This window comes from Rhodoferax sp. OV413 (genome assembly GCF_945881795.1).
Lineage (GTDB): Bacteria > Pseudomonadota > Gammaproteobacteria > Burkholderiales > Burkholderiaceae_C > Allorhodoferax.
Genome location: NZ_CAMCVG010000030.1, coordinates 1 through 24,817, shown reverse-complemented (window position 1 = coordinate 24,817; position 24,817 = coordinate 1). Strand labels below are relative to the sequence as shown.

General features: G+C 65.3%; 19 protein-coding genes. 14 read left to right on the top strand and 5 right to left on the bottom strand.

Going from position 1 to position 24,817, the window contains the following annotated elements; all coding sequences use genetic code 11:
* From Q0O05_RS05680 to Q0O05_RS05645, 8 genes are all read left to right on the top strand, one after another.
* On the top strand, positions 1 to 1,170 hold a 1,170-nt coding region (locus Q0O05_RS05680), incomplete at its 5' end, for an acetyl-CoA C-acyltransferase (RefSeq protein WP_293661095.1).
* A gap of 40 nt (positions 1,171 to 1,210) precedes the next feature.
* Positions 1,211 to 2,341, top strand: a complete 1,131-nt coding sequence (locus Q0O05_RS05675; RefSeq protein WP_293661093.1) for an acyl-CoA dehydrogenase family protein — start codon at positions 1,211 to 1,213, stop codon at positions 2,339 to 2,341.
* Positions 2,342 to 2,346: 5 nt separating this feature from the next.
* Positions 2,347 to 3,264, top strand: coding sequence for an MBL fold metallo-hydrolase (locus tag Q0O05_RS05670; protein ID WP_293661091.1), 918 nt, complete (start codon positions 2,347 to 2,349; stop codon positions 3,262 to 3,264).
* A gap of 185 nt (positions 3,265 to 3,449) precedes the next feature.
* Entirely contained in the window at positions 3,450 to 5,072 is a 1,623-nt protein-coding gene (locus Q0O05_RS05665) for a carboxyl transferase domain-containing protein (protein WP_293661089.1), read from the top strand.
* Positions 5,073 to 5,088: 16 nt separating this feature from the next.
* Complete coding sequence (locus Q0O05_RS05660) at positions 5,089 to 6,297, top strand: hypothetical protein (protein ID WP_293661087.1); 1,209 nt, start codon at positions 5,089 to 5,091, stop codon at positions 6,295 to 6,297.
* 37 nt (positions 6,298 to 6,334) lie between these two features.
* The gene (locus Q0O05_RS05655) at positions 6,335 to 8,392 is read left to right on the top strand and encodes an acetyl/propionyl/methylcrotonyl-CoA carboxylase subunit alpha (protein WP_293661085.1); all 2,058 of its coding nucleotides are present in this window, start codon (positions 6,335 to 6,337) and stop codon (positions 8,390 to 8,392) included.
* A gap of 65 nt (positions 8,393 to 8,457) precedes the next feature.
* Positions 8,458 to 9,387, top strand: a complete 930-nt coding sequence (locus tag Q0O05_RS05650) for a glyoxylate/hydroxypyruvate reductase A (protein WP_293661083.1) — start codon at positions 8,458 to 8,460, stop codon at positions 9,385 to 9,387.
* On the top strand, positions 9,387 to 10,058 hold the full coding sequence (locus Q0O05_RS05645; RefSeq protein ID WP_293661081.1) for a nitroreductase: 672 nt from the start codon (positions 9,387 to 9,389) through the stop codon (positions 10,056 to 10,058). The genes Q0O05_RS05650 and Q0O05_RS05645 overlap by 1 nt, the downstream gene beginning before the upstream one ends.
* On the opposite strand, the gene Q0O05_RS05640 is transcribed toward Q0O05_RS05645, so the two are convergent.
* From Q0O05_RS05640 to Q0O05_RS05620, 5 genes are read right to left on the bottom strand one after another with little or no spacing between them, the layout of a single operon-like run.
* Positions 10,042 to 11,265 (bottom strand): thiolase family protein, encoded by a 1,224-nt coding sequence (locus tag Q0O05_RS05640; RefSeq protein ID WP_293661079.1) that lies wholly within the window; start codon positions 11,263 to 11,265, stop codon positions 10,042 to 10,044. The two genes, Q0O05_RS05645 and Q0O05_RS05640, sit on opposite strands and share 17 nt — an antisense overlap.
* Complete coding sequence (locus Q0O05_RS05635) at positions 11,244 to 12,689, bottom strand: AMP-binding protein (RefSeq protein WP_293661077.1); 1,446 nt, start codon at positions 12,687 to 12,689, stop codon at positions 11,244 to 11,246. The genes Q0O05_RS05640 and Q0O05_RS05635 overlap by 22 nt, the downstream gene beginning before the upstream one ends.
* Complete coding sequence (locus Q0O05_RS05630) at positions 12,689 to 13,255, bottom strand: biotin transporter BioY (RefSeq protein WP_293661075.1); 567 nt, start codon at positions 13,253 to 13,255, stop codon at positions 12,689 to 12,691. Before Q0O05_RS05630 ends, Q0O05_RS05635 begins: the two co-directional genes overlap by 1 nt.
* A 34-nt stretch (positions 13,256 to 13,289) precedes the next feature.
* Complete coding sequence (locus Q0O05_RS05625) at positions 13,290 to 13,883, bottom strand: energy-coupling factor transporter transmembrane protein EcfT (protein ID WP_293661074.1); 594 nt, start codon at positions 13,881 to 13,883, stop codon at positions 13,290 to 13,292.
* A gap of 1 nt (position 13,884) precedes the next feature.
* A complete protein-coding gene (locus Q0O05_RS05620) occupies positions 13,885 to 14,574 on the bottom strand; it encodes an ABC transporter ATP-binding protein (protein ID WP_293661097.1) in 690 nt (229 codons plus the stop codon).
* A 140-nt stretch (positions 14,575 to 14,714) separates the two neighbouring features.
* On the opposite strand from Q0O05_RS05620, the gene Q0O05_RS05615 reads away from it, so the two are divergent.
* From Q0O05_RS05615 to uvrA, 6 genes are all read left to right on the top strand, one after another.
* Positions 14,715 to 15,626, top strand: a complete 912-nt coding sequence (locus tag Q0O05_RS05615; RefSeq protein ID WP_293661072.1) for a hydroxymethylglutaryl-CoA lyase — start codon at positions 14,715 to 14,717, stop codon at positions 15,624 to 15,626.
* Positions 15,623 to 15,895 (top strand): DUF1289 domain-containing protein, encoded by a 273-nt coding sequence (locus Q0O05_RS05610; RefSeq protein WP_293661070.1) that lies wholly within the window; start codon positions 15,623 to 15,625, stop codon positions 15,893 to 15,895. Before Q0O05_RS05615 ends, Q0O05_RS05610 begins: the two co-directional genes overlap by 4 nt.
* Positions 15,896 to 15,928: 33 nt before the next feature.
* Positions 15,929 to 16,585, top strand: a complete 657-nt coding sequence (locus tag Q0O05_RS05605) for a 2-hydroxychromene-2-carboxylate isomerase (protein WP_293661068.1) — start codon at positions 15,929 to 15,931, stop codon at positions 16,583 to 16,585.
* A gap of 159 nt (positions 16,586 to 16,744) precedes the next feature.
* Positions 16,745 to 18,505 (top strand): MFS transporter, encoded by a 1,761-nt coding sequence (locus tag Q0O05_RS05600; protein ID WP_293661066.1) that lies wholly within the window; start codon positions 16,745 to 16,747, stop codon positions 18,503 to 18,505.
* A 96-nt stretch (positions 18,506 to 18,601) separates the two neighbouring features.
* The gene (locus Q0O05_RS05595) at positions 18,602 to 18,796 is read left to right on the top strand and encodes a hypothetical protein (RefSeq protein ID WP_293661064.1); all 195 of its coding nucleotides are present in this window, start codon (positions 18,602 to 18,604) and stop codon (positions 18,794 to 18,796) included.
* A gap of 80 nt (positions 18,797 to 18,876) precedes the next feature.
* The coding region (uvrA, locus tag Q0O05_RS05590; RefSeq protein WP_293661063.1) for an excinuclease ABC subunit UvrA at positions 18,877 to 24,817 on the top strand (5,941 nt) is incomplete at its 3' end.

Below are 24,817 nucleotides of genomic sequence, written 5' to 3'. Positions count from 1 at the left end.
AGCGCCGCCCGCACGCCCATGGGTGCATTTCAGGGCGACTTTGCCTCGCTTGCCGCCCACGATCTGGGTGGTGCTGCCATCCGGGCCGCCGTCGAACGCGCCGCCACCGGTTCGCAGTTCACGCCTAATCTGGTCACGGAAGTGCTGTTTGGCAATTGCCTGATGGCGGGCCAGGGTCAGGCGCCTGCGCGTCAGGCCGGCTTCAAGGGTGGCTTGCCGGCCAGCACCGGCGCGGTCACGCTGTCCAAAATGTGCGGCTCGGGCATGCGCGCGGCGATGTTTGCGTACGACATGCTGCTGGCCGGCAGCCACGACGTGCTGGTCGCCGGCGGCATGGAGAGCATGACCAACGCGCCCCACCTGCTGCCAAAGGGGCGCAGCGGCATCCGCATCGGGCACGACCGCATCTTCGACCACATGATGCTAGACGGACTCGAAGACGCCTACGAGCCCGGCCGCTCCATGGGCACTTTCGGCGAAGACTGCGCAGCCAAATACAGCTTCACCCGCTCCAGCCAAGACAATTTCGCCACAGCCAGCGTGCAGCGTGCGCAAGCAGCTATTAAATCAGGAGCGTTTGTGGCGGAAATCACTCCGGTGACGGTCAAGACCCGCGCGGGCGACGTGCAGGTCAGCATCGATGAAGGCCCCGGCAAGATCAAGCTGGACAAGATCCCCACCCTCAAAGCCGCCTTCAAAAAAGACGGCACCATCACCGCCGCCAGCAGCAGCTCCATCAACGACGGCGCCGCCGCCATGGTGCTGATGCGCGAAGACACGGCCGCTGCGCTCGGCTGCCAGCCACTGGCCCGCATCGTGGCCCACGCCACCCACGCGCAGGAGCCCAACTGGTTTGCCACCGCGCCGGTAGGCGCCACCCGCAAAGTGCTGGCCAAGGCCGGCTGGGCGGTGGAGGACGTGGACTTGTGGGAAATCAACGAGGCGTTTGCGGTGGTGCCGATGGCGCTGATGGCCGAGCTGAACATTCCGCATGACAAAGTCAATGTGAATGGCGGCGCCTGCGCGCTGGGCCACCCGATCGGCGCATCCGGCGCCCGCATCATGGTTACGCTGATGCATGCGCTCCGGGCGCGCGGCCTCAAAAAAGGCGTTGCCACCCTGTGCATCGGCGGCGGCGAAGCCACCGCGATGGCGCTCGAGATGCTCTAACCCCCCAACCCAACCCAACCCCATCACCCCAAAATACGCCATGCTGCTCACCCAAGACCAGGAAATGATCCGTGACGCGGTCCGCGACTTTGCGCAGGCCGAGCTGTGGCCGAATACCGCGCGGTGGGACAAGGAGCACACATTTCCCACCGCAGCCCACAAAGGCCTGGCCGCGCTGGGCGCCTACGGCATTTGCGTGCCCGAGGCGCTGGGCGGCGCGGGGCTGGATTATGTGACGCTGGCAGTAGTGCTGGAAGAAATTGCCGCGGGCGACGGCGGCACCAGCACCGTGATCAGCGTGACCAACTGCCCGGTCAACGCCATCCTCCTGAAATTCGGCAACGCCGCGCAACAAAAGCAGTGGCTCGAGCCGCTGGCGCAGGGCAGGATGTTGGGCGCCTTCTGCCTGACCGAGCCGCACGTGGGCAGCGATGCCTCGGGCCTGCGCACCACCGCTGTGCGGCAGGGTGACGAGTACGTCATCAACGGCGTAAAGCAGTTCATCACCAGCGGCAAGAACGGCGATGTCGCCATCGTCATTGCGGTCACCGACAAAGGCGCCGGCAAAAAAGGCATGAGCGCCTTTCTGGTGCCCACCAACGCGCCGGGCTACTGCGTCGCGCGGCTCGAAGATAAGCTCGGCCAGCACAGCAGCGACACCGCGCAAATTAATTTCGACAACTGCCGCATTCCAGCCGAGAACCTGCTCGGCAAAGAAGGCGAGGGCTACGGCATCGCGCTGGGCGGGTTAGAGGGCGGGCGCATCGGCATTGCGGCGCAAAGCGTGGGCATGGCCCGCAGTGCGCTCGATGTTGCCATTGCCTACGCCAAAGACCGGCAGAGCTTCGGCCAGCCCATCTTCAACCACCAGGCGGTGGGCTTTCGTCTGGCCGACTGCGCCACCGAGCTTGAGGCCGCCCGCCAGCTCATCTGGCACGCCGCCGCCCTGCGCGACGCCGGCCGCCCCTGCCTGAAAGAGGCCGCCATGGCCAAGCTGTTTGCCAGCGAAATGGCCGAGCGCGTCTGTAGCGCCGCCATCCAGACCCTGGGCGGATACGGCTATGTGAGCGACTTTCCGCTCGAGCGCATCTACCGCGACGTGCGTGTGTGCCAGATTTACGAGGGCACCAGCGACGTGCAGAAAATCATCATCCAGCGCGCGCTGGGCTGAGCCAGATGGCGTCCGCACTCCCCGCCGGCCTGACCGTTTTCGAGCGGGGCTGGCTCTCCAGCAACAACGTGCTCCTGCAGGACGCAGACAGCGCGGTGCTCGTTGACAGCGGTTATTGCACCCACGCAGCCCAAACGCTCGCGCTCCTAGACGCGGCACTGGGCACTCGGCCGCTGGATGTGTTGCTCAACACCCACTTGCACAGCGACCACTGCGGCGGTAATGCCGCCCTGCAGGTCCGCTACCCCGCCCTCAAGACCCATATTCCCCCCGGCCACGCGGCCGAAGTGCGGACCTGGGACGCCGACGCGCTCACCTACCGAGCCACCGGCCAGCAATGTCCCCGCTTTCGGATGGACGACGTGCTCCTTCCGGGCACCGAGCTGCGCTGCGGCGGGCTGATCTGGCAGGTGCACGCCGCGCCGGGGCACGACCCGCACTCCGTCATCCTGTTTGAGCCCCAGAACCGCACGCTGATATCGGCCGACGCCCTGTGGGAAAAAGGCTTCGGCGTCGTTTTCCCCGAGCTGGACGGCGACGCGGCCTTCGACGAGGTGGCCGCCACGCTCGACCTGGTCGAGCGACTGCAGCCCGCCACCGTGATTCCGGGGCACGGGCCGGTGTTTACCGCCGCGCAGCAGGCGATTGATTACGCCCGCCAGCGGCTCGCCGGCTTTGTGCAAAACCCCGCCAAGCACCTGCAATACGCCGCCAAGGTGCTGATCAAGTTCAAGCTCCTGGAAGCCCGCCGGCTGCCGCTCGAGGCGCTGATGGATTGGGTCAGCAGCACGCCCTATTTCAGCACCACCCTGCGCCGCCATTTTGGCGATGCCAACCTTTCCGACGCCACCACCGCGCTGCTGCACGATCTGGTGCGCTCCGGCGCTGCCCGCTTGCAGGACAGCGTGGTGTTTGACGCCTGATTGGTCGGCATGCATTCCATAGCCCCGCGCGCGGCCTGCCCCTGCGGCCGACGCCTAGTTGTATGTTGACGCAGACATGCTGTGAAATCTGCCACAATTTGCTGCGCCTTTGACGTTTACGTAAACGTCAACTAAGCCCCCGGTTCTGCTTACTCGCAGCGTGGGGCCCCTTTGTTGGAGTGTTCATGCCGGTCCTGGAATCCAAACTCAACCCCCGCTCGGCGGACTTCGCGGCCAACGCGGCGGCCATGCGGGCGCTGGTGGATGACCTGCGCGCCAAGCTAGAAGTCGTCGCACAGGGCGGCGGCGATGCAGCCCGCGCCAAGCACACCGCCCGCGGCAAGCTGCTGCCGCGCGACCGGGTGGGCCTGTTGCTGGACCCCGGCACCCCGTTTCTGGAACTCGCGCCGCTGGCCGCGCTGGCCATGTACCCCGACCGCGACGGTAGCGACAGCGCCCCCTGCGCCGGCGTGATTGCCGGCATCGGCCGGGTGAGCGGGGTGGACTGCGTGATCGTGTGCAACGACGCCACCGTCAAGGGCGGCACCTACTACCCGCTCACCGTCAAGAAGCATTTGCGCGCCCAGGAAGTGGCCGCGCAAAACCGGCTGCCCTGTATTTATCTGGTGGATTCGGGCGGCGCCAACCTGCCAAACCAAGACGAGGTGTTCCCCGACCGCGACCACTTCGGCCGCATCTTCTTCAACCAGGCCAACATGAGCGCGCAGGGGATTGCGCAGATTGCGGTCGTCATGGGCAGCTGCACCGCGGGCGGTGCCTATGTGCCCGCCATGAGCGACGAGACCATCATCGTCAACAATCAGGGCACCATCTTTCTGGGTGGCCCGCCGCTGGTCAAAGCCGCCACCGGCGAGGTGGTCAGCGCCGAAGACTTGGGCGGCGGCGATGTGCACACCCGGCTCTCGGGCGTGGCCGACCACCTGGCGCAGGATGACCGGCATGCCCTGGCGCTGGCCCGCGAAGCGGTTGCCCATTTGAATAAGAAAAAGGCCGCGGCGCTTGATGTGATTGCGCCGCGTGCTCCTCTTTTGGAAGCGAGCGAGTTGTACGGCGTGATTCCCGCCGACACGCGCAAGCCGTTTGATGTGCGCGAAATCATCGCCCGCATCGTGGACGGCTCCGAGCTGCACGAGTTCAAGCCGCGCTTCGGTGCCACGCTGGTGTGCGGCTTCGCGCATGTTGAGGGCATGCCGGTGGGCATCATCGCCAACAACGGCATCCTGTTCAGTGAATCGGCCCTCAAGGGTGCGCATTTCATCGAGCTGTGCTGCCAGCGCAAGATTCCGCTGGTGTTTTTGCAGAACATCACCGGCTTTATGGTCGGGCGCAAGGTGGAGAACGAAGGCATCGCCCGCAACGGCGCCAAGATGGTCACCGCAGTGGCCACCGCGCAGGTGCCGAAATTCACCATCATCATCGGCGGCAGCTTCGGGGCAGGCAACTACGGCATGTGCGGCCGCGCCTTCGGGCCGCGTTTTCTGTGGATGTGGCCCAACGCGCGCATCTCGGTCATGGGCGGCGAGCAGGCCGCCAGCGTGTTGGCCACCGTCAAGCGCGACGGCATCGAGGGCAAGGGCGGCACCTGGAGCGCCGACGAGGAAGAAGCCTTCAAGGCCCCCCTGCGCCAGCAGTACGAAGCCCAAGGCCACCCCTACTACGCCACCGCCCGTCTCTGGGACGACGGCATCATCGACCCCGCCGACACTCGCCGCATGCTGGCGCTGGGCCTGAGCGCGTCCCTCAACGCCCCGATTGCAGACACGCAGTTCGGCGTGTTCCGCATGTAACGCGGCAGGGGACTCCATGCGATTGCGCCACTGTTTGCTCCTCGCCGCCTGGGCAGTAGCGGTGCCCTTGTCCGCCGTATGGGCCCAAAACGCTGCCACCGCCAATGCCACTGCTGGAGTTTCGCCGGTCGCCAGCGAGGCCGCGGCCAAGGATTTGCGCGAGGTGAGCGTGCGCATTCCGGTCACCGTCAAAGATCTCTATGGCCGGCAAGAGACCAAAAACATTCCCATCACCATTTACAGCCCCGCGGGCGAGGGGCCTTTCCCCTTGCTGGTGTTCAACCACGGGCGGGCTCCGGCGGCCAAACGTGCGGCGCAGGGCCGTAACCGGCCGGAGGCAGCGGCCCGCTATTTTGTGGCCAAGGGATTTGTAGTGATGGCACCCACCCGCGTAGGCTATGGCGAGACCTATGGCGACTTCGATCCCGAGCAATCCGGCAGCTGCAGCAACCTGCAGGTGGAGCCCATGTCGACGGCAGCGTCCGACCAGGTGCTGGCTGCTGTGGAGTACGCCAGGACTTTGCCTTTTGTGGATGCCAGCCGCTGGCTGGTCGCAGGCCAATCGGTGGGCGGGCTCACCGGTATCGCCACTGTGGCGCGCGCGCCGGAGGGTTTGCTGGGTGGCATTAACTTCTCCGGGGGCACTGGCGGAAACCCCGACAGCAGCCCCGGCCGGTCCTGCCGTCCCCAGGCGCTTGAAACTTATTGGGGCAGGATTGCCGCACAGGCCCGGGTGCCCATGCTGTGGATGTATTGGGAGAACGACAAGTACTGGGGGCCCGATGCGCCCAGAGCTTGGCACAAGGCCTGGACGGCCGGCGGTGGCACCGCAGATTTTTGGCACTTCTCGCCCTCCGGCGAGGATGGCCACAATGGCCTCAACGCTGACATGGACCACTGGCTGCCAGTGGTGGATGAGTTTCTAAGCCGCCTTGGATTCAGTCGTCCCGGCATCGTGCCCCGTCCCGGGGCCAGCGGCTTCGCCGAGTTGGTTGACACCAGCAAAGCCTCTTTCAACCCCCAAAGCCGGGCGGCGTATGACAGGTTTCTGGCGTCGCCCCTTCCACGCGCATTCGCGCTGTCCGGCACCGGCGGCTGGGGCTTTGCGGCGGGGGACTATGCCCATGGCAAGGCCTTGGGCAATTGCCAGAGGTATCACGTCAGTTGTCGGCTTTATGCGGTTGACAACGATGTCGTCTGGACGCGCCCCGAGCTAACGCGTTGACCGATTATTTGCGCCCAACAGTCCGACCGAGATCACCATGTTCACCAAAATTCTCATCGCCAACCGGGGCGAAATTGCCTGCCGGGTCGCCGCCACCGCTGCGCAGCTAGCTATAAAAACTGTAGCGGTCTACTCCGAGGCAGACGCGCAGTCCCGGCACGTGGCCGCCTGTGACGAGGCGGTTTTTATCGGCGGCAGTGCGCCCCAGGACAGCTACCTGCGGTGGGAGCGCATCATCGAAGCCGCGTTGGCCACCGGCGCGCAGGCGGTGCACCCGGGCTACGGTTTCTTGAGCGAAAACCAGGACTTTGCCAAGGCCTGTGCCGCTGCGGGGCTGGTGTTCATCGGGCCGCCGGCGTCTGCCATTGCGGCCATGGGCCTGAAGGCCGAGTCCAAGCGGCTGATGGAGCAAGCCGGCGTACCGCTGGTGCCGGGCTACCACGGGCAGGAGCAGGACGCCGGACGATTGCAGCGCGAGGCCGACGCCATCGGCTACCCCGTGCTCATCAAGGCCAGCGCGGGCGGCGGCGGCAAGGGCATGCGCGCGGTCGACAAGCCGGAGGACTTTGCCGAAGCACTGGCCAGCTGCCAGCGTGAGGCCGCGAACAGCTTTGGCAATGACGCGGTGCTGATTGAGAAATACGTGCAGCGCCCCCGGCACATCGAGATTCAGGTGTTCGGCGACTCCCACGGCAATTACGTGTACCTGTTCGAGCGCGATTGCTCGGTCCAGCGCCGCCACCAGAAGGTGCTGGAAGAGGCCCCCGCCCCCGGCATGACGCCCGCTTTGCGCGCCCAGATGGGCCGGGCCGCGGTGGAGGCGGCGCGCGCGGTGAACTACGTGGGCGCCGGCACGGTCGAATTCATCGTCGAGCAGCCCGGCGGCTATGGGCTGGAGGGGGCCAAGTTTTACTTCATGGAGATGAACACCCGCCTGCAGGTGGAGCACCCCGTCACCGAGGCGATCACCGGGCTGGATCTGGTGGAGTGGCAATTGCGCGTGGCTGCCGGCGAGGCGCTGCCCTTGCAGCAGGATCAGCTGCAGATCCACGGCCACGCTATCGAGGCGCGCATTTGCGCCGAAAACCCGGACAACAACTTCCTGCCCGCCATCGGCCGCCTGCAGGTGTTCGGCCTGCCGCCGCACGCCGCATTTGCTAGGGCCCCGCAGGGCGTTCGGGTGGACTCAGGCGTTCGCCCGGGCGATGCCATCAGCCCGTTTTACGACTCGATGGTGGCCAAGCTCATCCTGCACGGCGCCACCCGCGCCGAGGCCCTGGCCCGGCTGGACGCCGCCCTGGCGCAGACCCACATCGTCGGTCTGGCAACCAATGTGCAGTTCTTGCGGCATGTCGTGTCCAGCCACTCCTTCACAGCCGCGCAGCTCGACACGGCGCTGATTCCGCGGGAGGCGGCGTCTTTATTCGGGTGCGATCTGGTTGGCTTGCCGGTGGCGGCTGCCGCGTGGGTGGCCCACACCCTGCACGCAGGCGAAGCCGAGGCGGCGCTGTACGGTGCGCACCCGGCCTCGAAGGGCTGGCGCGACCCCTGGGCTGCGCGGGATGGCTGGAAGTCGCATGGTCCGCGTGTGCGCAGCTTTGCCCTCGAATACGCCGGCGCGCCGCACACCGCCCTGCTGCGCACGCTGCCCGGTGGCGCGCTGGAACTGAGTGTGGATGGCCAGACGCTGGCGCTGGAATGGTCGGCCCACGAGACTACGCAAATTGCGGCCCTAGACATTCGCCTAGGCGGCCGGCGGCTGCGGGCCAATGTATATAAAAATGGGGTGATAGCCCACGTATTTACTGCGCAGGGCGCTACGCAAATCATAGCAGTTGACCCGCTGGCCCATGCCGGCGGCGCGCAGGCGGAGGGCGGCCGGCTGACGGCGCCGATGCCGGGCAAGGTGGTGTCGTTCTCGGTGAAGGCGGGCGACAAGGTTCATAAAGGCCAGGCGATGGCGGTGATGGAAGCGATGAAGATGGAGCACACCATCTGCGCGCCCGCTGACGGCACGGTGGACGAGCTGCTGTACGCCCCGGGCGATCAGGTCGCCGAGGGCAGCGAGCTGCTGCGCCTGAGCGTGCGGGCCTGAGCCTGCGGGCCTGAGCCGGCCCGCCGTGGAGCGGAGCCCGTCCGCGCTGCGGCGAAAATGCGCCTATGCCCACTTTGCACATCACCTACTACTCGGCCGACTTCGACGAAGACCGCTGGATTCCTGCCCTCCAAGCCGCCATTCCTGAGGCGCGGGTCAGCCTCTGGCAGAGCGGCGCCCCGGTTGCCGACTACGCCGTAGTCTGGAAGCCGCCGCAGCAGATGCTCGACGAGCAAGCGGGCCTCAAAGCCATTTTCAACACCGGTGCAGGCGTCGACGCGCTGATGAAGCTGAATCTGCCCGCCGGCGTGCCGGTGATCCGGCTGGATGATGCCGGCATGTCGGTGCAAATGGCCGAATACGTGTGCCATGCGGTTATCCGCCACTTCCGTGAGCTGGACGGCTACGAGGCCGACACCGCCGCCGGCCACTGGTCGTACCGCAAGCCCCGCAACCGCGCCGACTACCCCGTGGGCATTTTGGGCCTGGGCGTGCTGGGCGAGCGCGTGGCAAAAGCGGTGGCGCAGTTTGATTTCCCAGTCCGGGGCTGGAGCCGCTCGCCCAAGGCGATTGCCGGCGTGCAGTGTTTTCAGGGCCCGGCGCAGTTGCAGGACTTTTTGGCCGCCAGCCGCATCGTGGTTTGCCTCCTGCCGCTCACGCCAGAGACCGACAGCATCCTGAGCGCCTCCAACCTGGCGGTCATGCGCCCCGGCGGCTACCTGATCAACGTGGCGCGCGGCGCCCATGTGGTTGATGCCGATCTGCTGGCTGCCCTTGACAGCGGCCACCTGGCCGGTGCCACGCTGGATGTGTTCCGCACCGAGCCGCTGCCCGCAGATCATCCGTTCTGGGTGCATCCCCGCATCACCGTCACCCCGCACACCTCGGCGCGCACCCTGCGTTCTGAGAGCGTGGCCCAGATTGCCCGCAAGATTGCCGCGCTGCAAAGCGGGCAGGGCGTGGCCGGCCTGGTGGACGCGGGGCGGGGGTATTGATGGCGGACGCCTTTGCGGCCCTGGCCGCTGCCCGCACCTCGGTGCGCGGCTTCACGACCCAACCGGTGAATGATGAATTGCTGCGCGAACTACTTGCTACCGCGCGCTTAGCGCCCAGCGGCGCCAACTTGCAGCCGGGCAGCTTTGTGCAGGTGCGCGGTGCGGTGCGCGAGGGGCTGTCCGGCGCTCTGTGCGCCGCCTTCCGCGACGGCGCTGCCGAGGCCGAGGACTACAGCTATTTTCCCGCCCCCTTGCCCGGTCACTTGCGCCGCCGGCAAGTGGCTGCGGCCCGCGCGCTGTATGACAGCATCGGCACCGCCCGCGAAGACCGCGCCGGGCGCGACCTGCAGTTCGAGCGCAACTTCCGCTTCTTTGAGGCGCCAGTGGCGCTGGTTGTCACCATCGAGCGCGGCATGGGAAGCGGCTGCTTTATGGACCTTGGCATGGCCCTCTACGGCCTGCTGCTCGCCGCCCAATCACAGGGCCTTGCCAGCTGTGCAATTGGCGCCCTGGCCTCGTACCCCAGTCTGGTGCGCAGCCATCTGGGGCTGGGCCCCGAGCACCAGATCGTTTGCGGTGTCGCCCTCGGCTACCCCGACCTATCCGCTCCGGTGAACCGCACCCGCACCAGCCGGCTCGCGGTAGATGATTTTTTCAGGGTGCTGGGGTAGCGGACGGCAGTTGGTCGTTCGACGGCCGCGCCTCAGCCAGCCACTCCACCAAGCCCGCCGCCCCTATGCCACCTGCCCCCGCCACCGCGGCAAGCCCGCAGGCGCCGGGCGATGCGAGCTCTTCCAAATCGGCCAGCGCGCGCACCAGCGCGATTGCGCCGGACGCGCCAATCGGGTGACCGCGCGCGATGCCGCCGCCGTGGCGGTTCATCGTGGCGGGATCCAGACCCAGGGCGTGGCAGTAGGCCAGGCCTTGCACGGCAAAGGCGTCGTGCAGTTCCACCACCGCGCATTGCTGAATGCTTTGTAAACCGGCGCGTTGCAGCACGGCGCGGGTCGCAGCCTCTGCGGCCAGCAGGGGCATGGCCGGGTCTGTGCCCACCGATGCGCTGCTCAGCCACTGCGCCCGCGGGCTGATGCCCAGCCGGCGGGCGGCAGATTCGCTCATGAGCAGCACCATCCCCGCACCATCGGCGCGGGTGGAAATTCCCAGTGTGCTGACGTCGCAGTCGGTGGCGTGCGGATTGCGAGATCGAGCTTGCACCGGCAGCCGTGCAGCGGCCGCAGGGCTGATGGCGCGGGGGTAGGCGTCGTGCAGCAGGCCCGCCACGGGCACGATTTCTTGTGCGGTGGCTTCACGCGGCGCTTGAGCCAGGCGGTGCGCGCGGGCGTGGCTTTGCAGCGCGTAGTTGTCTTGACGCGTGCGGCTGATTCCGTGGGCTGCGGCGTAGTCGGCGGCGGCTTGCAGCAAGTCGGGGTCTTGGGCGGGGTCGGGCGCGAAGGCGGGCCGCTCAAAGGAAACCGGCACATCGCCCACATTCAGCGGCCGGTGCTGGCGAATCGGCGCGCGGCTCCACGCCTCCACGCCGCCGGCCACCACCACCTCGGCCTGCCCGCCGACCAGCAAACCGGCGGCCAGGGCGATGGCGTCGAGGCCGGCGCAGCACTGCGTGTCTACCGTGTAGGCGGCGCAACGGTCCGGCAATCCGGCCGCCAGCGCCACCATGCGCGCGGGGTTGCCGCCGCCGCCCAGGGCATTGCCCAGCACCACCGCGTCCACATCGGCGGCGCGCAGGCCGGCGCGCCCCAGCAGCCCTTGGAGCACGGGCGCGCCAATCTCATGCGGGGCGAGCCGGGCGAAGGCGCCGCCATGCGGGGCGACCGCGCTGCGCGCCCAGGCGGCAATCAGCGCACGGGGGTGAGCCATGGCGCTACATCCTGGCTTGCAGTGGCGGCCAACAAGGCGCGGCCCAGTGCGGGGTGATCGGTTTTGCCGCTGGCGGTCTGGGGCCAATCGGCGCAGGCCCAGAGGCGGCGCGGCGTCTTGAAGGCTTCGAGCCGGCTGCGGCACCAGAGCTGCACGTCATGCAGGCTGGGAAGCTGTTCGGCGTTTTTAGCCCACTGAATGAGCGCCGCCACCTGTACCCCGCGCCGCGCGTCGGGCAGGCCGTGCACCGAGGCGCGGGCGATGGCGGGGTGGGCTTCGAGCACGGCTTCAAGCTCCTCAGGGAACAATTTTTTGCCGGCGGTGACCAGCATGCGGCTCTCCCGCCCGACCACGCGCAGGCGGCCTTGGGCGTCCAGGTGGCCGAGGTCGCGCACGCACACCCAATCGCCATCGCGCAGGGCTGTCGTGGGGTCGTTGGCAGCGCCCACATAGTCCATGAACAACATAGGGCTGCGCACATAAATCAGCCCGTCGGGGCCCTCAGGTGTGGCGCCGCGGACTTGCAAGTCGACCGTGTCAAAGGGCTGGCCCACCAGGTTCTCGGGCAGGTCGGGGTGCGAATCGGTCCAGGCGATGAAGCTGGTCTCGGACGCGCCATAAAACTCGACGATGCGGGCCTGCGGAAACAGCGCCTGCACATCGGGCGTGCGGCTGCGCGGCCAGCGTGCCCCGCTGATCAAGACCAGCCGCACCCCCGCAACCGGCGCGAGCCGGCGATGCTGCGCCCAGTCGAGCATGAGCAGCAACTGGCTGGGCACGGCCACCAGGCAGGGCGTCTCGCCGCGGGCCGCAATCGCCAGTGCGCCGGCCGCAGAAAACTCTTCCTGCACCACCACGCCCGCGCCCGACCACAGGCCCAGCAGCATGCCGAAGAGAAACAGCGAATGCGAGTCCCGCCCCGGCGCCAGAATGCGGCCCGCCGCCGGTTCGCCGAAGGTGCGCAGGCACAGCGCAAAACTCTCGGTCCACGAATGATGGTGCCGGCGAAAGCCCTTGGGCAGGCCGGTGCTGCCCGAGGTAAAGCCGATGTAAAAGGGCGAGTGCGGTGTCGGCGGCGCGTTGTCCCAGGGTGTGGTGTCGATGTGCGCCCGCACTGCCTGCAACACCGCTTCGGGCCACGCGGTATCGCCTATTGCTGCGCAGCGGCCGCTGGCTACTGTGCCTAAGAAGGCCACCAGCCTTTGCATCAGCGGGGGGCTGGGGTCTTGCAGCACGGTGGCCGGGGCGCGCGCCGCATTGAGCGCTAGGGCATGGGCCTGCACCTGCACCGCCAAGTCTGCAAAGCAGATGCTGCCGGCCTCGCTGCGGATGGCGCAGGCATCGCCCCGCTCCTGCGCCCACCGGCCCAGCCGGCTGTGCACCAGCTCCGGGGCTTCGGCGTCGGCGGGCGCTGTTTCGGGCATCAGGTCCCGCGCTTGGCGAACCGCCAGTCCGGCAATCCGCGCGCCACGGTGTGGCAGACCAGCGCGGTCAGGACGCACTTGATCAGGTCGCCCGGCACAAAAGCGCTGGTGCCGATCAGGGCTTGCTTCAGCGACAGGCCCGCTATCGCCATGAGCCCCACCACGCCGCTGGCGTGCACCACCAGCAGGCCGCCGATGGCAGATGCCACAAAGGCGCTGATGGCGATGCGCCGCGGGGCGCCGCCGGGCAGCACGCGCATCATCACGCCGGCCATGTAAGCACCCAGGGGCCAGGCCAGCAGGTAGCCCGCCGAGGGCGCAATGAACACCCCAAAGCCGCCCCGCCCGCCCGAGAGCAGCGGCAGCCCGATGGCCACACCGGCCAGAAATAGCAGTAGGGCCTGCAAGGCGAGCCGCGGGCCCAACAGGCAGCCGGCCAGCATCACGCCCAGCGTTTGCAGGGTAATTGGCACGCCCAGCGGCAGGTCGATTTTGGGAATCAGGCCCAGCACCGCCAGCAGGGCGGCAAACAGGGCGACAAGGGCAAAGGATTGGTTGCGCTGCATCGTTTTCTTTTTATTGGGTGAAAGGCTGCGGGCGCTAGCTGCCCAGCCGGACGTCGAGTGTATCGGCCACGCGCCGTGCGGTTTGCAGCATCTGGATGATCAAAGGCGGCAGCAGCCGCAAGCCGCCGCCGCGCCCGGTGCGCAGGCGGTAGGAGTCGTCCAGCCGCTTCCAGACCACAAAAAAGTGTTCAATAAACCGCAGCATGAGCGCCATCTGCAGGGCAAATCGCTCGGGCCGCAGACCCAAGGGTTTGAGCGGCGTGAGCAGCCGCTCCAGCACGTCTTGCAGGGCGCTGCTGCGGGTGCTTAAGGTGAGCGCAATGCCCAGCAGCGTGGCGCTGACCATGCGCAATACGCTCACCACGCCCACCTGGGCCTGCTCCAGCAGGGCATGCAATGCCAGCACCAGCAATGACGCAATCAGCAGCGCGCGCAGCAGGCGGCTGCCCTGTGCCGTGGCCCGGCCTAGCGAGGCATACAGCGCCCCGCACATTCCGCAGGCCACGCCCAGCATCACAGGGCTGCTGATCCAGAAAATTCCGGTGCTCAGCAGCGCGAGACACAGCAGCTTCCAACCGGCGGGCACCCTGTGCAGCCAGGTGCGGTGTTCGCTGTAGAGGCTGCCCATGTCAGGTCGGGAGGGTGTGGGAGAGGTGGCGTGTGGGGCCCCGTGCGGCGCGCGCGGCCACGTCGGCACGGTAGAGCCGGCACACGGTGTCGGGGTCGCCATCGGCCCGCACCTGGCCCTTATCGAGCCAGATGACGCGGTCAAAACTGCTGAGGTGCTCCAGTACATGGGTGGAGACGATGATGTGCTGCGGCACGCGGGCCATGTCGGCGTGGAGCAGGGCCTGGCCGGGAAGGTCGAGGCTGGCAAAGGGCTCATCGAGCAGGATGAGCGCGGGGCTGCTGAGCAAGATAGCCAGCCAGCAGACATGCTGCCGCTGCCCGTGGCTCAGGCTGCTGATCGCGCGCTCGGCCCAGTCCTGCAGGCCGCGGCCAGACAGGAAGGCGCGGGCTTTTTCCTGCGCCTCGCGGCGGCTCAGGCCCAGCGCCAGGGCCAACTCTTCCTGCACCGTCGGGAAGACAATCTGGTCATCGGGGTTCTGGAACATCATGCCCACCATGTTGGGCCGTTGCGTGTTGATGCGGTAAGCGGGCAGGCCCTGCACGGTCACCGTGCCGCTCTGGGGCGCGTCCAGCCCGCAGGCCATGCGAAACAGGCTGCTCTTGCCCGCGCCGTTGTCGCCAATCAGCCCGATGCGCGGCTCATGGAGCTGCAAGTTCAGGCCCGCAAACACTGCAGTGGTGCCGCGCATCAGGCTGGCGTTGGTGATGCTGAGCAATGCGTGCGCCTTGGAGGAATGAAGGTGAAGTGAGCCAGGGGGCGTTGGGAGGGAAGGACTATACCAACCGTGCCCGGATACAAGGCCCGCAGGTTCGCGGTTTAATAAGCCCCATGAATTTTCCATCCCAAGTCAGCATCGTCGACGTCGGCCCGCGCGACGGGCTGCAAAACGAAAAGCTGCAGGTGCCCGCTGCGGTGAAGATCGAACTGGTGCACCGCCTGCAGGACGCCGGCTTGCGGGAGATTGAGGTCACTAGCTTTGTGAGCCCCAAGTGGGTGCCGCAAATGAGCGATAACGCCGAGGTCATGGCCGGAGTGCAGCGCAAGGCGGGCGTGCGGTATTCGGTGCTCACCCCCAATATGCAAGGGTTTGAGGCCGCAGCCCTGAGCCGGCCCCATGAGGTGGTGGTGTTTGGCGCAGCCAGTGAGGCCTTCAGCCGCAAGAACATCAACTGCTCCATCGAAGAAAGCATCGAGCGTTTTCGCCCTGTGGCCGCCGCCGCGAGGGCTGCGGGCATGGCGGTGCGCGGTGCGATTTCGTGCGCGGTGGGCTGCCCGTATGAGGGCGATATTGCCCCCGAGCGGGTGGCGCTGGTGGCGCGGCTGATGCGCGATATCGGCGTGCAGCATGTGGGCGTGGCCGACACCATCGGTGTGGGTACGCCGCTTAAGGTGCAGCGGGCGCTGGACGCGGCCTTGCGGGTTTTTCCGCTGGAAGCGGTGTCAGGGCATTTTCACGACACCTACGGCATGGCGCTGGCCAACACGCTGGCCTCGCTGGAGCTGGGTATCTGGCATTTTGACGCCTCGGTGGCGGGCTTGGGCGGCTGCCCCTACGCACGGGGCGCTACCGGTAACGTGGCCACCGAAGATGTGGTCTACCTCCTGCACGGCATGGGCATAGACACCGGAATCGACCTGGACAAGCTGGTCGATGCCGGTGCCTTCATCAGTCAATTTCTGGGCCGCAAGCCCCATTCCCGCGCGGCCAACGCGCTACTCGCCAAACGGGAGACTCCATGAGCGACAACTACCTCGATCAACTCGCACGCGAAGATGCTATCAAAACGCTAGCTGCTCGCGCAGACCTGGCGCTGGCTACGGCCGAAAACATACCCAGTCCCTGCGTGAGCGTGTGCAGCATGGACGAAGACAGCGGCCTGTGCGAAGGCTGCTGGCGCACGGTCGACGAAATCTGCGACTGGGCCGTGAACGACGACGCCGAAAAACGAGCCGTCTGGGCCGGCATCGCCCGGCGCCTCCAGCAGGCCCATCCCGACGTACTGGCCTGAAGTCGCCATCACGCCCCCCTTTGAGGAGAACTCATGAAACAGATCACTTTTTATCTGGATTTCATCTCGCCCTACGCCTATCTGGCATTTGATGCGCTGCCCCGGGCGCTGGAGGGCCTGAGCTACAGCGTGCGCTACAAGCCGGTGTTTCTGGGCGGACTGCTCAAGCACAACGCGGTGCTCGGCCCGGCCGAAGTGCCGCCCAAGCGCAACTGGATTTACCGCCATGTGCAGTGGCTGGCGCAGCAGCAGGGGCTGGAACTGGCCTTTCCGGCCGCGCACCCGTTCAACCCCCTGGGCCTGCTGCGGCTGGCCATTGCCTCACAAGCCGACGGCCTGCCCAACCGCTATGTGTGTGAAACCTTGTTCAAGCATGTGTGGACCGGTGGCGCCGATGCCGCCGATGCGCAGCGGCTTGAAGCAGTCACAGCCCTGCTGGCTCCCGGGCGCGATGCGGCCGACGCCAGCGTCAAAGCCCAACTCAAGGCGCACAGCGACGAGGCCATTGCGCAGGGCGTGTTCGGGGTGCCCAGCTTTGAGGTGGACGGCAAAGTCTTTTGGGGGCTGGACGCGCTGCCGATGCTGCGCGCCTGTCTGGAGGACGCTACCTGGTTTACCGGAGAAGGGGCCGATGCGCGCTGGAATGCAGTGCACAGCATCCCTTCGGGTATACCCTTGCGTAGCACTTAATCCGCTCGATATTCCGTGATGCGATAAGACAGTCGAGGGTTTGCACTTAGTCTGTCAGAGAGTGGTCAGTTCCCCGTCAGAACAGGGTCAGTAGGTGCTCCAAGAATACGCCCGAAGCCTCCATGTCGGGGGCTGCACACAACTATTGGAGACACAACTATGGCAACAGCAGCCCCACGGCCGATGTCTGCAGAAGAGAAGAAAGTTATCTTCGCCTCTTCGCTCGGTACCGTTTTTGAGTGGTACGACTTTTACCTGTACGGTTCTTTGGCAGCCATCATTGCCAAGCAATTCTTCAGCGGTCTGGACGAAGGCTCCGCCTTCATCTTCGCGCTGTTGGCGTTTGCTGCCGGCTTCATCGTGCGCCCCTTCGGTGCCCTGTTCTTCGGTCGTTTGGGCGACATGATCGGTCGGAAGTACACCTTCCTGGTCACCATCCTGATCATGGGTATTTCGACCTTCATCGTGGGCATATTGCCGACATACGCCCAGATCGGCGTTGCCGCTCCCGTCATCCTGATCGTCCTGCGCTTGCTGCAAGGCCTGGCTCTGGGTGGTGAATACGGTGGCGCTGCGACCTACGTGGCTGAGCACGCCCCCATGGGCAAGCGCGGCGCGTACACCGCCTGGATCCAAACCACAGCAACTTTGGGCTTGTTCCTGTCCCTGATGGTGATTCTGGGCACCCGTACCGCCGTTGGCGAAGAGGCTTTCGCTGATTGGGGCTGGCGCGTTCCGTTCCTGGTCTCCATTCTGTTGTTGGCAGTTTCTGTCTACATCCGTTTGAGCATGAACGAATCCCCCGCCTTCACTAAGATGAAGTCCGAGGGCAAGACCTCCAAGTCCCCCCTGTCCGAGTCCTTCGGCCAGTGGAAGAACCTGAAGATCGTGATCCTGGCCTTGTTCGGCTTGGTGATGGGTCAAGCTGTGATCTGGTACTCGGGTCAGTTCTATGCCCTGTTCTTCCTGACCCAAGCCCTGAAGGTTGACGGCCCGACCGCCAACATCATGGTGGCGATCTCCCTGATCATCGGCACACCGTTCTTCATCGTGTTTGGCGCTTTGTCCGACAAGATCGGCCGTAAGCCCATCATCCTGGCAGGTTGCTTGCTGGGTGCTTTGACCTACTTCCCCGTGTTTGAAGCATTGACCAAGGCAGCTAACCCTGACTTGTATGCAGCGCAACAAGCCTCCAAGGTCACTGTGACTGCTGACCCCGCAGAGTGCTCGTTCCAGTTCAACCCTACAGGTACCGTGAAGTTCACTTCCAGCTGCGACATTGCCAAGCAACGTCTGGCCAGCGCCTCGGTGTCCTATGAAAACATTGCTGCACCTGCCGGCACTCCAGCCACCATCAAGGTGGGCGAGACTGTGGTCAAAGTGAAGTACAGCCCAGAAGACATCGCTGCAGCCAAGGCCAAGGCCGAAGCCAAGCTGGCTGAAGTGTCTGCCGCCACTCCGGTGGATGACAAAGCTGTGGCTGCTGCCAAGAAGTCTGTGGCTGACCTGAGCAACGAAAAGACCGCTGGCGCAACCCTGCTGGGTGCCAACCTCGGCGCTGCTTTGAAGGCTGCGAACTACCCTGCCAAAGCAGATATGGCCAAGTTTGACAAGGTCACCGTCATCATCATCCTCAGCTACCTGGTGCTGTTGGTGACCATGGTGTACGGCCCTATCGCTGCCATGCTGGTCGAAATGTTCCCCACACGTATCCGTTACACCTCTATGAGCTTGCCCTACCACATCGGTAACGGCTGGTTCGGCGGTTTGATGCCTACCACTGCCTTCGCTATCGTTGCGCAGACCGGTAACATGTACAACGGTCTGTGGTACCCCGTGATCATTGCATCGGCTACCGTGGTGATCGGAGCCCTGTTCATCTCCGAGACCAAAGACGTTGACATCTACGCCAACGACTGATTTGTACGAGTGAAGTGAGTTAGCGCCCCGGCTGAAAATGCCGGGGCAATTTTCAGGCTCTCCGCTCCGGAGGGCTTTTTTTTTGAAGGAAGTGTTATGTGGAAAATTGCTGTGGGCTTTGCCCTGTTTGCTGCTTTGGCCTTGTACATCTTGAGCACAGGCGGAGATATTGATATGGGTGGTGAGAAGCACGGCGCCGACGCGGTGCACACAGAAGCTCCCGCTGCTGCACCTGCTGCTGCCGCACCCGCTGCCACTCCTGCAGCCCCGGCCGCAAGCGAAGCCAAGTAATCCATTTACCTGTGGGCCCTCGGGCCCCATGGGTAACTGCTGGTGCCTAGAATGTCTCTCCCCATTGGAGAGCATTCACCATGACCCAAGGCACTATCCGCATTCGCGGGGCCCGACAGCACAACCTCAAGAACCTCGATCTCGACATCCGTACAGGTGAGCTGACGGTGGTCACCGGGCCCAGCGGTTCGGGCAAGTCCAGCCTGGTCTTTGATACGCTGTACGCCGAGGGCCAGCGTCGGTATGTCGAAACCTTCAGTGCCTATGCGCGACAGTTTCTCGACCGCATGGACAAGCCGGCGGTTGACAAGGTGGAGGGCGTTCCACCCGCCATTGCCATCGACCAGACCAACCCGGTGCGTTCCAGCCGTTCCACGGTTGGCACCATGACCGAGCTGAACGACCATCTCAAGCTACTGTTTTCCCGCGCGGGCAGCCTGTTTGACAAAGACACGGCGCTCCCCGTGCAGCACGACACCCCCGAGACAATTTATGCTGAGCTGGTGCGACGGGCCGCTGAACGACCCTCCGCGCCGCGGTTGGTGCTGACGTTTCCTGTCGAATTGCCGGGCAACACCACGCAGGAGGAAGTCACCCAGTGGCTGAGCGCCAGCGGTTTTACCCGGGTGCACGCCGAACGAGAAGAAGCGCGGGCAACGAGTCCCGCCAAGGCGTCCGCGGCAGCGAAAGAAGGCAAGGCTACCAAAGCCACCAAGGCCGCCAGCGCCGCCGCTGCCGAAAAAACCGGCGGCGGCACGGTCAAGATATTGGACGTGGTGGCTGACCGCTTCCGCATTGCGGGGGTAGAAAAATCGCGCGCGCTGGAAGCCATTGAAACCTGCCTCAAGCGCGGCAGTGGCCGGCTCAATGTTTATGTGGTTAATGAGGCTGCAGCGCCTGCCGATACTGCGCTTGCAGCTCCTGAAATAATAGCAAACGCGGCACCTGGAACCCAGTCGCTTTCGGGCCCATCGCCTGAGGTCTGGCGCTTTTCTACCGGCTTGCATTGTCCGCAGAGCGATATCCGCTACACCGACCCGATAGCATCGATGTTCAGTTTCAACTCGGCCGTGGGCGCCTGCGAGGCCTGCCGCGGCTTTGGTCGGGTGGTGGGGGTGGACTACGGACTCGTGATTCCCAACGACAAGCTCACCCTGCGCGCCGGGGCCATCAAGCCGATGCAGACACCCGCATGGCAGGAGTGCCAGGACGACCTGATGCGCCACGCCGAGGCCAGCGGCATTCCGCGCGACACGCCCTGGTACAAGCTCACGCCGGAACAAAAAAACTGGGTGCTCAAGGGCTCGCCGAACTGGAACGGCAAGTGGAACCAGCACTGGTTCGGGGTAGACCGGTTCTTTGAGTACCTCGAAACCAAGGCCTACAAGATGCACATCCGGGTGCTCTTGTCCAAGTACCGCAGCTACACCACCTGCCCCGGCTGTAGCGGTTCGCGTCTCAAGACCGAGAGCCTGCTCTGGCGCATTGGCACCAAGGCCCAGGCTGACATAGCGCTGGATCCGGCCAAGCGCTTTATGCCCCATGGTGTGAAGTGGTCCCGCGAGCAGCTCGAGGCCTTGCCGGGTTTGTCGCTGCACGATTTCATGCTGATGCCCCTGGACCGGCTCAAGCTTTTTTTTGATGCCTTGCAAGCGGATTTGGGCATCTTTATCACTCCGGACATCAAAGCCGAAGGCAGGGCAGCGTCGGGTGACGATTTGGCAGTTGCGCAGCAAACGCATGAGGAGCCCGGCGCTGTCCTGCCTGCGGTCCGGCCGGAGAAAGCTTCTGGTACTCCCACCGCTTCCGAGGCCGAGCACAAAACCCTCAAGCTCCTGTTTGAAGAGGTAGGTACCCGCCTTAAATACCTCTGCGACGTGGGCATTGGCTACCTGACGCTGGACCGCCAGAGCCGCACGCTCAGCGGGGGCGAGGTGCAGCGCATCAACCTCACCACCGCACTGGGCACCTCGCTGGTTAACACCCTGTTTGTGCTGGATGAGCCCAGTATCGGGCTGCATCCGCGCGACATGAACCGCATCATCGTGGCCATGCAGCGCCTGCGTGACGCGGGCAACACCCTGGTGGTGGTGGAGCACGACCCCGCGGTCATGCTGGCCGCCGACCGCATGATCGACATGGGCCCCGGCCCCGGCGAGCGAGGCGGCAGCATTGTGTTTGACGGCAGCACCGAAGACCTCAAGAGCGCCGACACCCTGACCGGCGCCTATTTGGGCGGTCGCAGGCAGGTGGGCATGGGTTTCAAGCGCATGGTCGCGCCCCACCATCCGCGCCTGCTTCTGGAGGGAGTGACCGAACACAACCTGCAGAACATTTCGGTGGAAATACCGCTGCAACGGTTGGTGTGTGTGACCGGCGTGTCCGGCTCGGGCAAATCCACGCTGATTCAGGACGTGCTGGCTCCCGCGCTGCTGCGCCACTTCGGCAAAGCCACAGAGACGCCGGGTGCGCATGCCAGCCTGCTGGGGGCAGAACAACTCAGCGACATGGTGTTTGTGGACCAGTCGCCCATTGGCAAGACCGCGCGCTCCAACCCGGTGAGCTATGTGGGCGCGTGGGATGCGATTCGCGAGCTGTTTGCCGCCGCGTCCCTGTCGCGCGAGCGCAGCTATACCGCCGCCAAGTTCAGCTTCAACAGCGGCGACGGCCGCTGCCCCACCTGCGGCGGCTCGGGCTTTGAGCATGTGGAGATGCAGTTCCTGAGCGATGTCTATTTGCGCTGTCCTGACTGCGACGGCAAGCGTTACCGGCCCGAGATTCTGGAAGTCACCATCGAGCGGGGCCCCGCCGATGTGGCAGGCCGCCGCCGCAGTCTGAACGTGGCCGAGGTGCTGGGGCTCACGGTGAGCGAGGCGGTGGCGCTGTTTGCGTCCGACCGCGATGTGCTGCGGGTGCTGCAGCCGATTGTGGATGTGGGGCTGGAGTACGTGAAGCTGGGCCAACCCGTGCCCACGCTCTCGGGCGGCGAGGCGCAGCGGCTCAAGCTGGCGGGTTTTCTGGCGGATGCGGCCAAGAGCGCGAGCTCCAGCCGGCAGGCGCTGGCGCGCAAGGGCTGCCTTTTTTTGCTCGACGAGCCGACCACCGGCCTGCACTTTGACGACATTGCCAAGCTGATGCGCGCCCTGCGCAAGCTGCTGGACGCGGGGCATTCGCTGGTGGTGATTGAGCACAACCTGGATGTGATTCGCGCCTCGGACTGGCTGATTGATCTGGGCCCCGAAGGTGGGGATGCCGGCGGGCAGCTGGTCGCGGTGGGTACGCCCGAAGAGGTGATGCTGCACGCTAGCTCGCACACCGGGCAGGCGCTGCGGGATTACGCGGCGGCCATGGGGGTGATTCATCTGGTGGCGGAGCCTTCTGCCAAATACTTTACGGGGGCGTCCATGTCAGGGGTGGCGGGAGATTCCTGGGCTGCGGAGGATGGGCTTGCGCCCAGGGCCTCATCAACTCGCTTTGCGAGTAGCAAATCGGCCCTAGGCGCAAGCCCATCCACCTTCGGGGGCTTGCTGGCGGACGCATCGAACTCCATTCGTATCGTGAATGCGAAGGAACACAACCTCAAGTCGCTGTCGGTGGATATTCCGCGGGGCAAGTTCAGTGTGGTGACCGGCGTGTCCGGCTCGGGCAAATCGACGCTGGCATTTGACATTTTGTTCAACGAAGGGCAGCGGCGGTACCTTGAATCTTTGAACGCATATGCCCGTTCCATCGTGCAGCCGGCGGGACGGCCTGAGGTGGATGCGGTGTATGGCATCCCGCCCACAGTGGCGATTGAGCAGCGCCTGTCGCGCGGTGGTCGCAAGTCCACCGTTGGCACCACCACCGAGGTGTGGCACTTTTTGCGCCTGCTGTATGTGAAGCTGGGCACGCAGCATTGCTACAAGGACGGCGCGGCGGTGGAGCCGCAGTCGGCCGACAGTATTGCGGCGCAGTTGCTCAAAAACTACCGTGGCCAGCACATCGGGCTGCTGGCGCCGCTGGTGCAGGGCCGCAAAGGCGTGTACACCGAGCTGGCCGATTGGGCGCGGCCTCGCGGCTTTACGCACCTGCGGGTGGACGGCAACTTTTTGCCCACCAGCGGCTTCCCGCGCATTGACCGCTTCAAGGAGCACAACATTGAGTTGCCGGTGGCAAGCCTCGATGTCACGCCTGCCAATGAGCCTGCCTTGCGAACCGCGCTGGCTGATGCGCTGGCCCATGGCAAGGGTTTGGTTTATGTGTTGAGCGACATGGGCAATCTGCGTGAGGTGATGGCGGCAGGCGAGTCGGCCGCAGGGGTAGGGCAGCTGCAGGTGTTTTCGACCAAGCGGGCCTGCCCGGTGTGCGCCACTTCATATGCCGAGCTCGATCCGCGCCTGTTCTCCTACAACAGCAAGCATGGCTGGTGCCCGGATTGCGTGGGTACCGGCGTGGCGCTGACCAAAGAGCAGCGCCGGGTCTTTGATGACTCGGTGAAGGACGAGGACAACAAGGGCCGCGAGCAGACCTTTGCCGAAGCTGATATCGAAGACCTGCACGACCATGCCTGCGCCACCTGTGGCGGCACGCGCTTGAACGCGACCGCCCGCCATGTGAAGTTCGGCCGCGGTGCGCAGGGGGCGGTGGGCGCTTGGTCGATTACCGAGATTGCCCGCCTTTCGGTGAGCGAAGTGCGCCAGTGGGTGCAAACCTTGCAGGTGGCCGGCGGCATGAGCCCGCGCGAGGCAGACATTGCCCGCGATCTGGTGCCCGAGATCCGCAGCCGGCTGGAATTTTTAGAGGAGGTGGGCCTGGGCTACCTCACCCTGGACCGCGGCGCGCCTACGCTGAGCGGCGGCGAGGCCCAGCGCATCCGCTTGGCGGCGCAGCTTGGCAGCAACCTGCAAGGGGTGTGCTACGTGCTGGACGAGCCCACCATCGGGCTGCATGCGCGGGATAACAAGATTTTGTTGGGCGCCTTGCAGTCCTTGAGCGACAAGGGCAACACGCTGGTGGTGGTGGAGCACGACGAGGACACCATCCGCGCGGCCGACCACATCATCGACATTGGGCCGAGTGCTGGCAAGCGCGGCGGGAGACTGGTGGCGCAGGGCTCGATTGCCGATGTGCAGAACGCTACCGAGTCACAGACCGGGCGGTATTTGTTGCATGCGATGAAGCATCCTTTGGCGTTGCGCCGTGGGATGGTGTCGTTTGCCGAGACACTGGTGCTCGACGCGGCGCAGGCGCTTACGCCGGGCGCCACATACGCTCGCGCGGCGAGCTCGAAATCGGCTTCCGGCGCAAGCACCTCTGCCGCTAGTGTTGGCGCCAAGCCGGCCAAAAAACTCAGTGCCAAAGCCCAGAAGGCCGCTGTGGAAGCAGCCCGCATTCTGGACAGCGCTGCCGCGAACACCGAACTCGCTGAGCGCACCAAGGTAGCCGCCGAATACGCCGCGTTAGCCGACCGTAGAACCGTAAAAATGTCCGTCGCAGCCACGGGTAGCCCGGCAGCGGGTGGCGATTTGGCAGTTGCGCAGCAAATGCATGAGGAGCCCGTTGCCGGGCTATCCGTGGCGAGAACAGCAGAAACCGTATTCAAGCCAAAAATCGACTGGCTCACGGTAACCAATGCCACCATGCACAACCTGCAAAGCGTAACCGCCCATGTGCCGCTCAAGCGCCTGGTCGCCATCACCGGCGTGAGCGGCTCCGGCAAGTCCACACTGGCGCGGGATGTGTTGCTGGCCAATGTGCAAACCGCGGTGCAAAAGTGCAGCACCAAAGCCGGCCGCGACGCGCTGGCCGCGGGAGAAAAAATCGACTGGCTGGGCTGTGAGAGCGTGGCGGGCTTTGAGGCGATTGACCGCGTGTTGGAAGTGGACCAAACCCCCATCGGCAAAACGCCGCGGTCCTGCCCCGCCACCTACATCGGCTTTTGGGACACCATCCGCAAACTCTTTGCAGACACCCTGGAAGCCAAGGCGCGCGGCTACGCAGCTAACCGTTTCAGCTTCAACACCGGCGAAGGCCGCTGCCCGG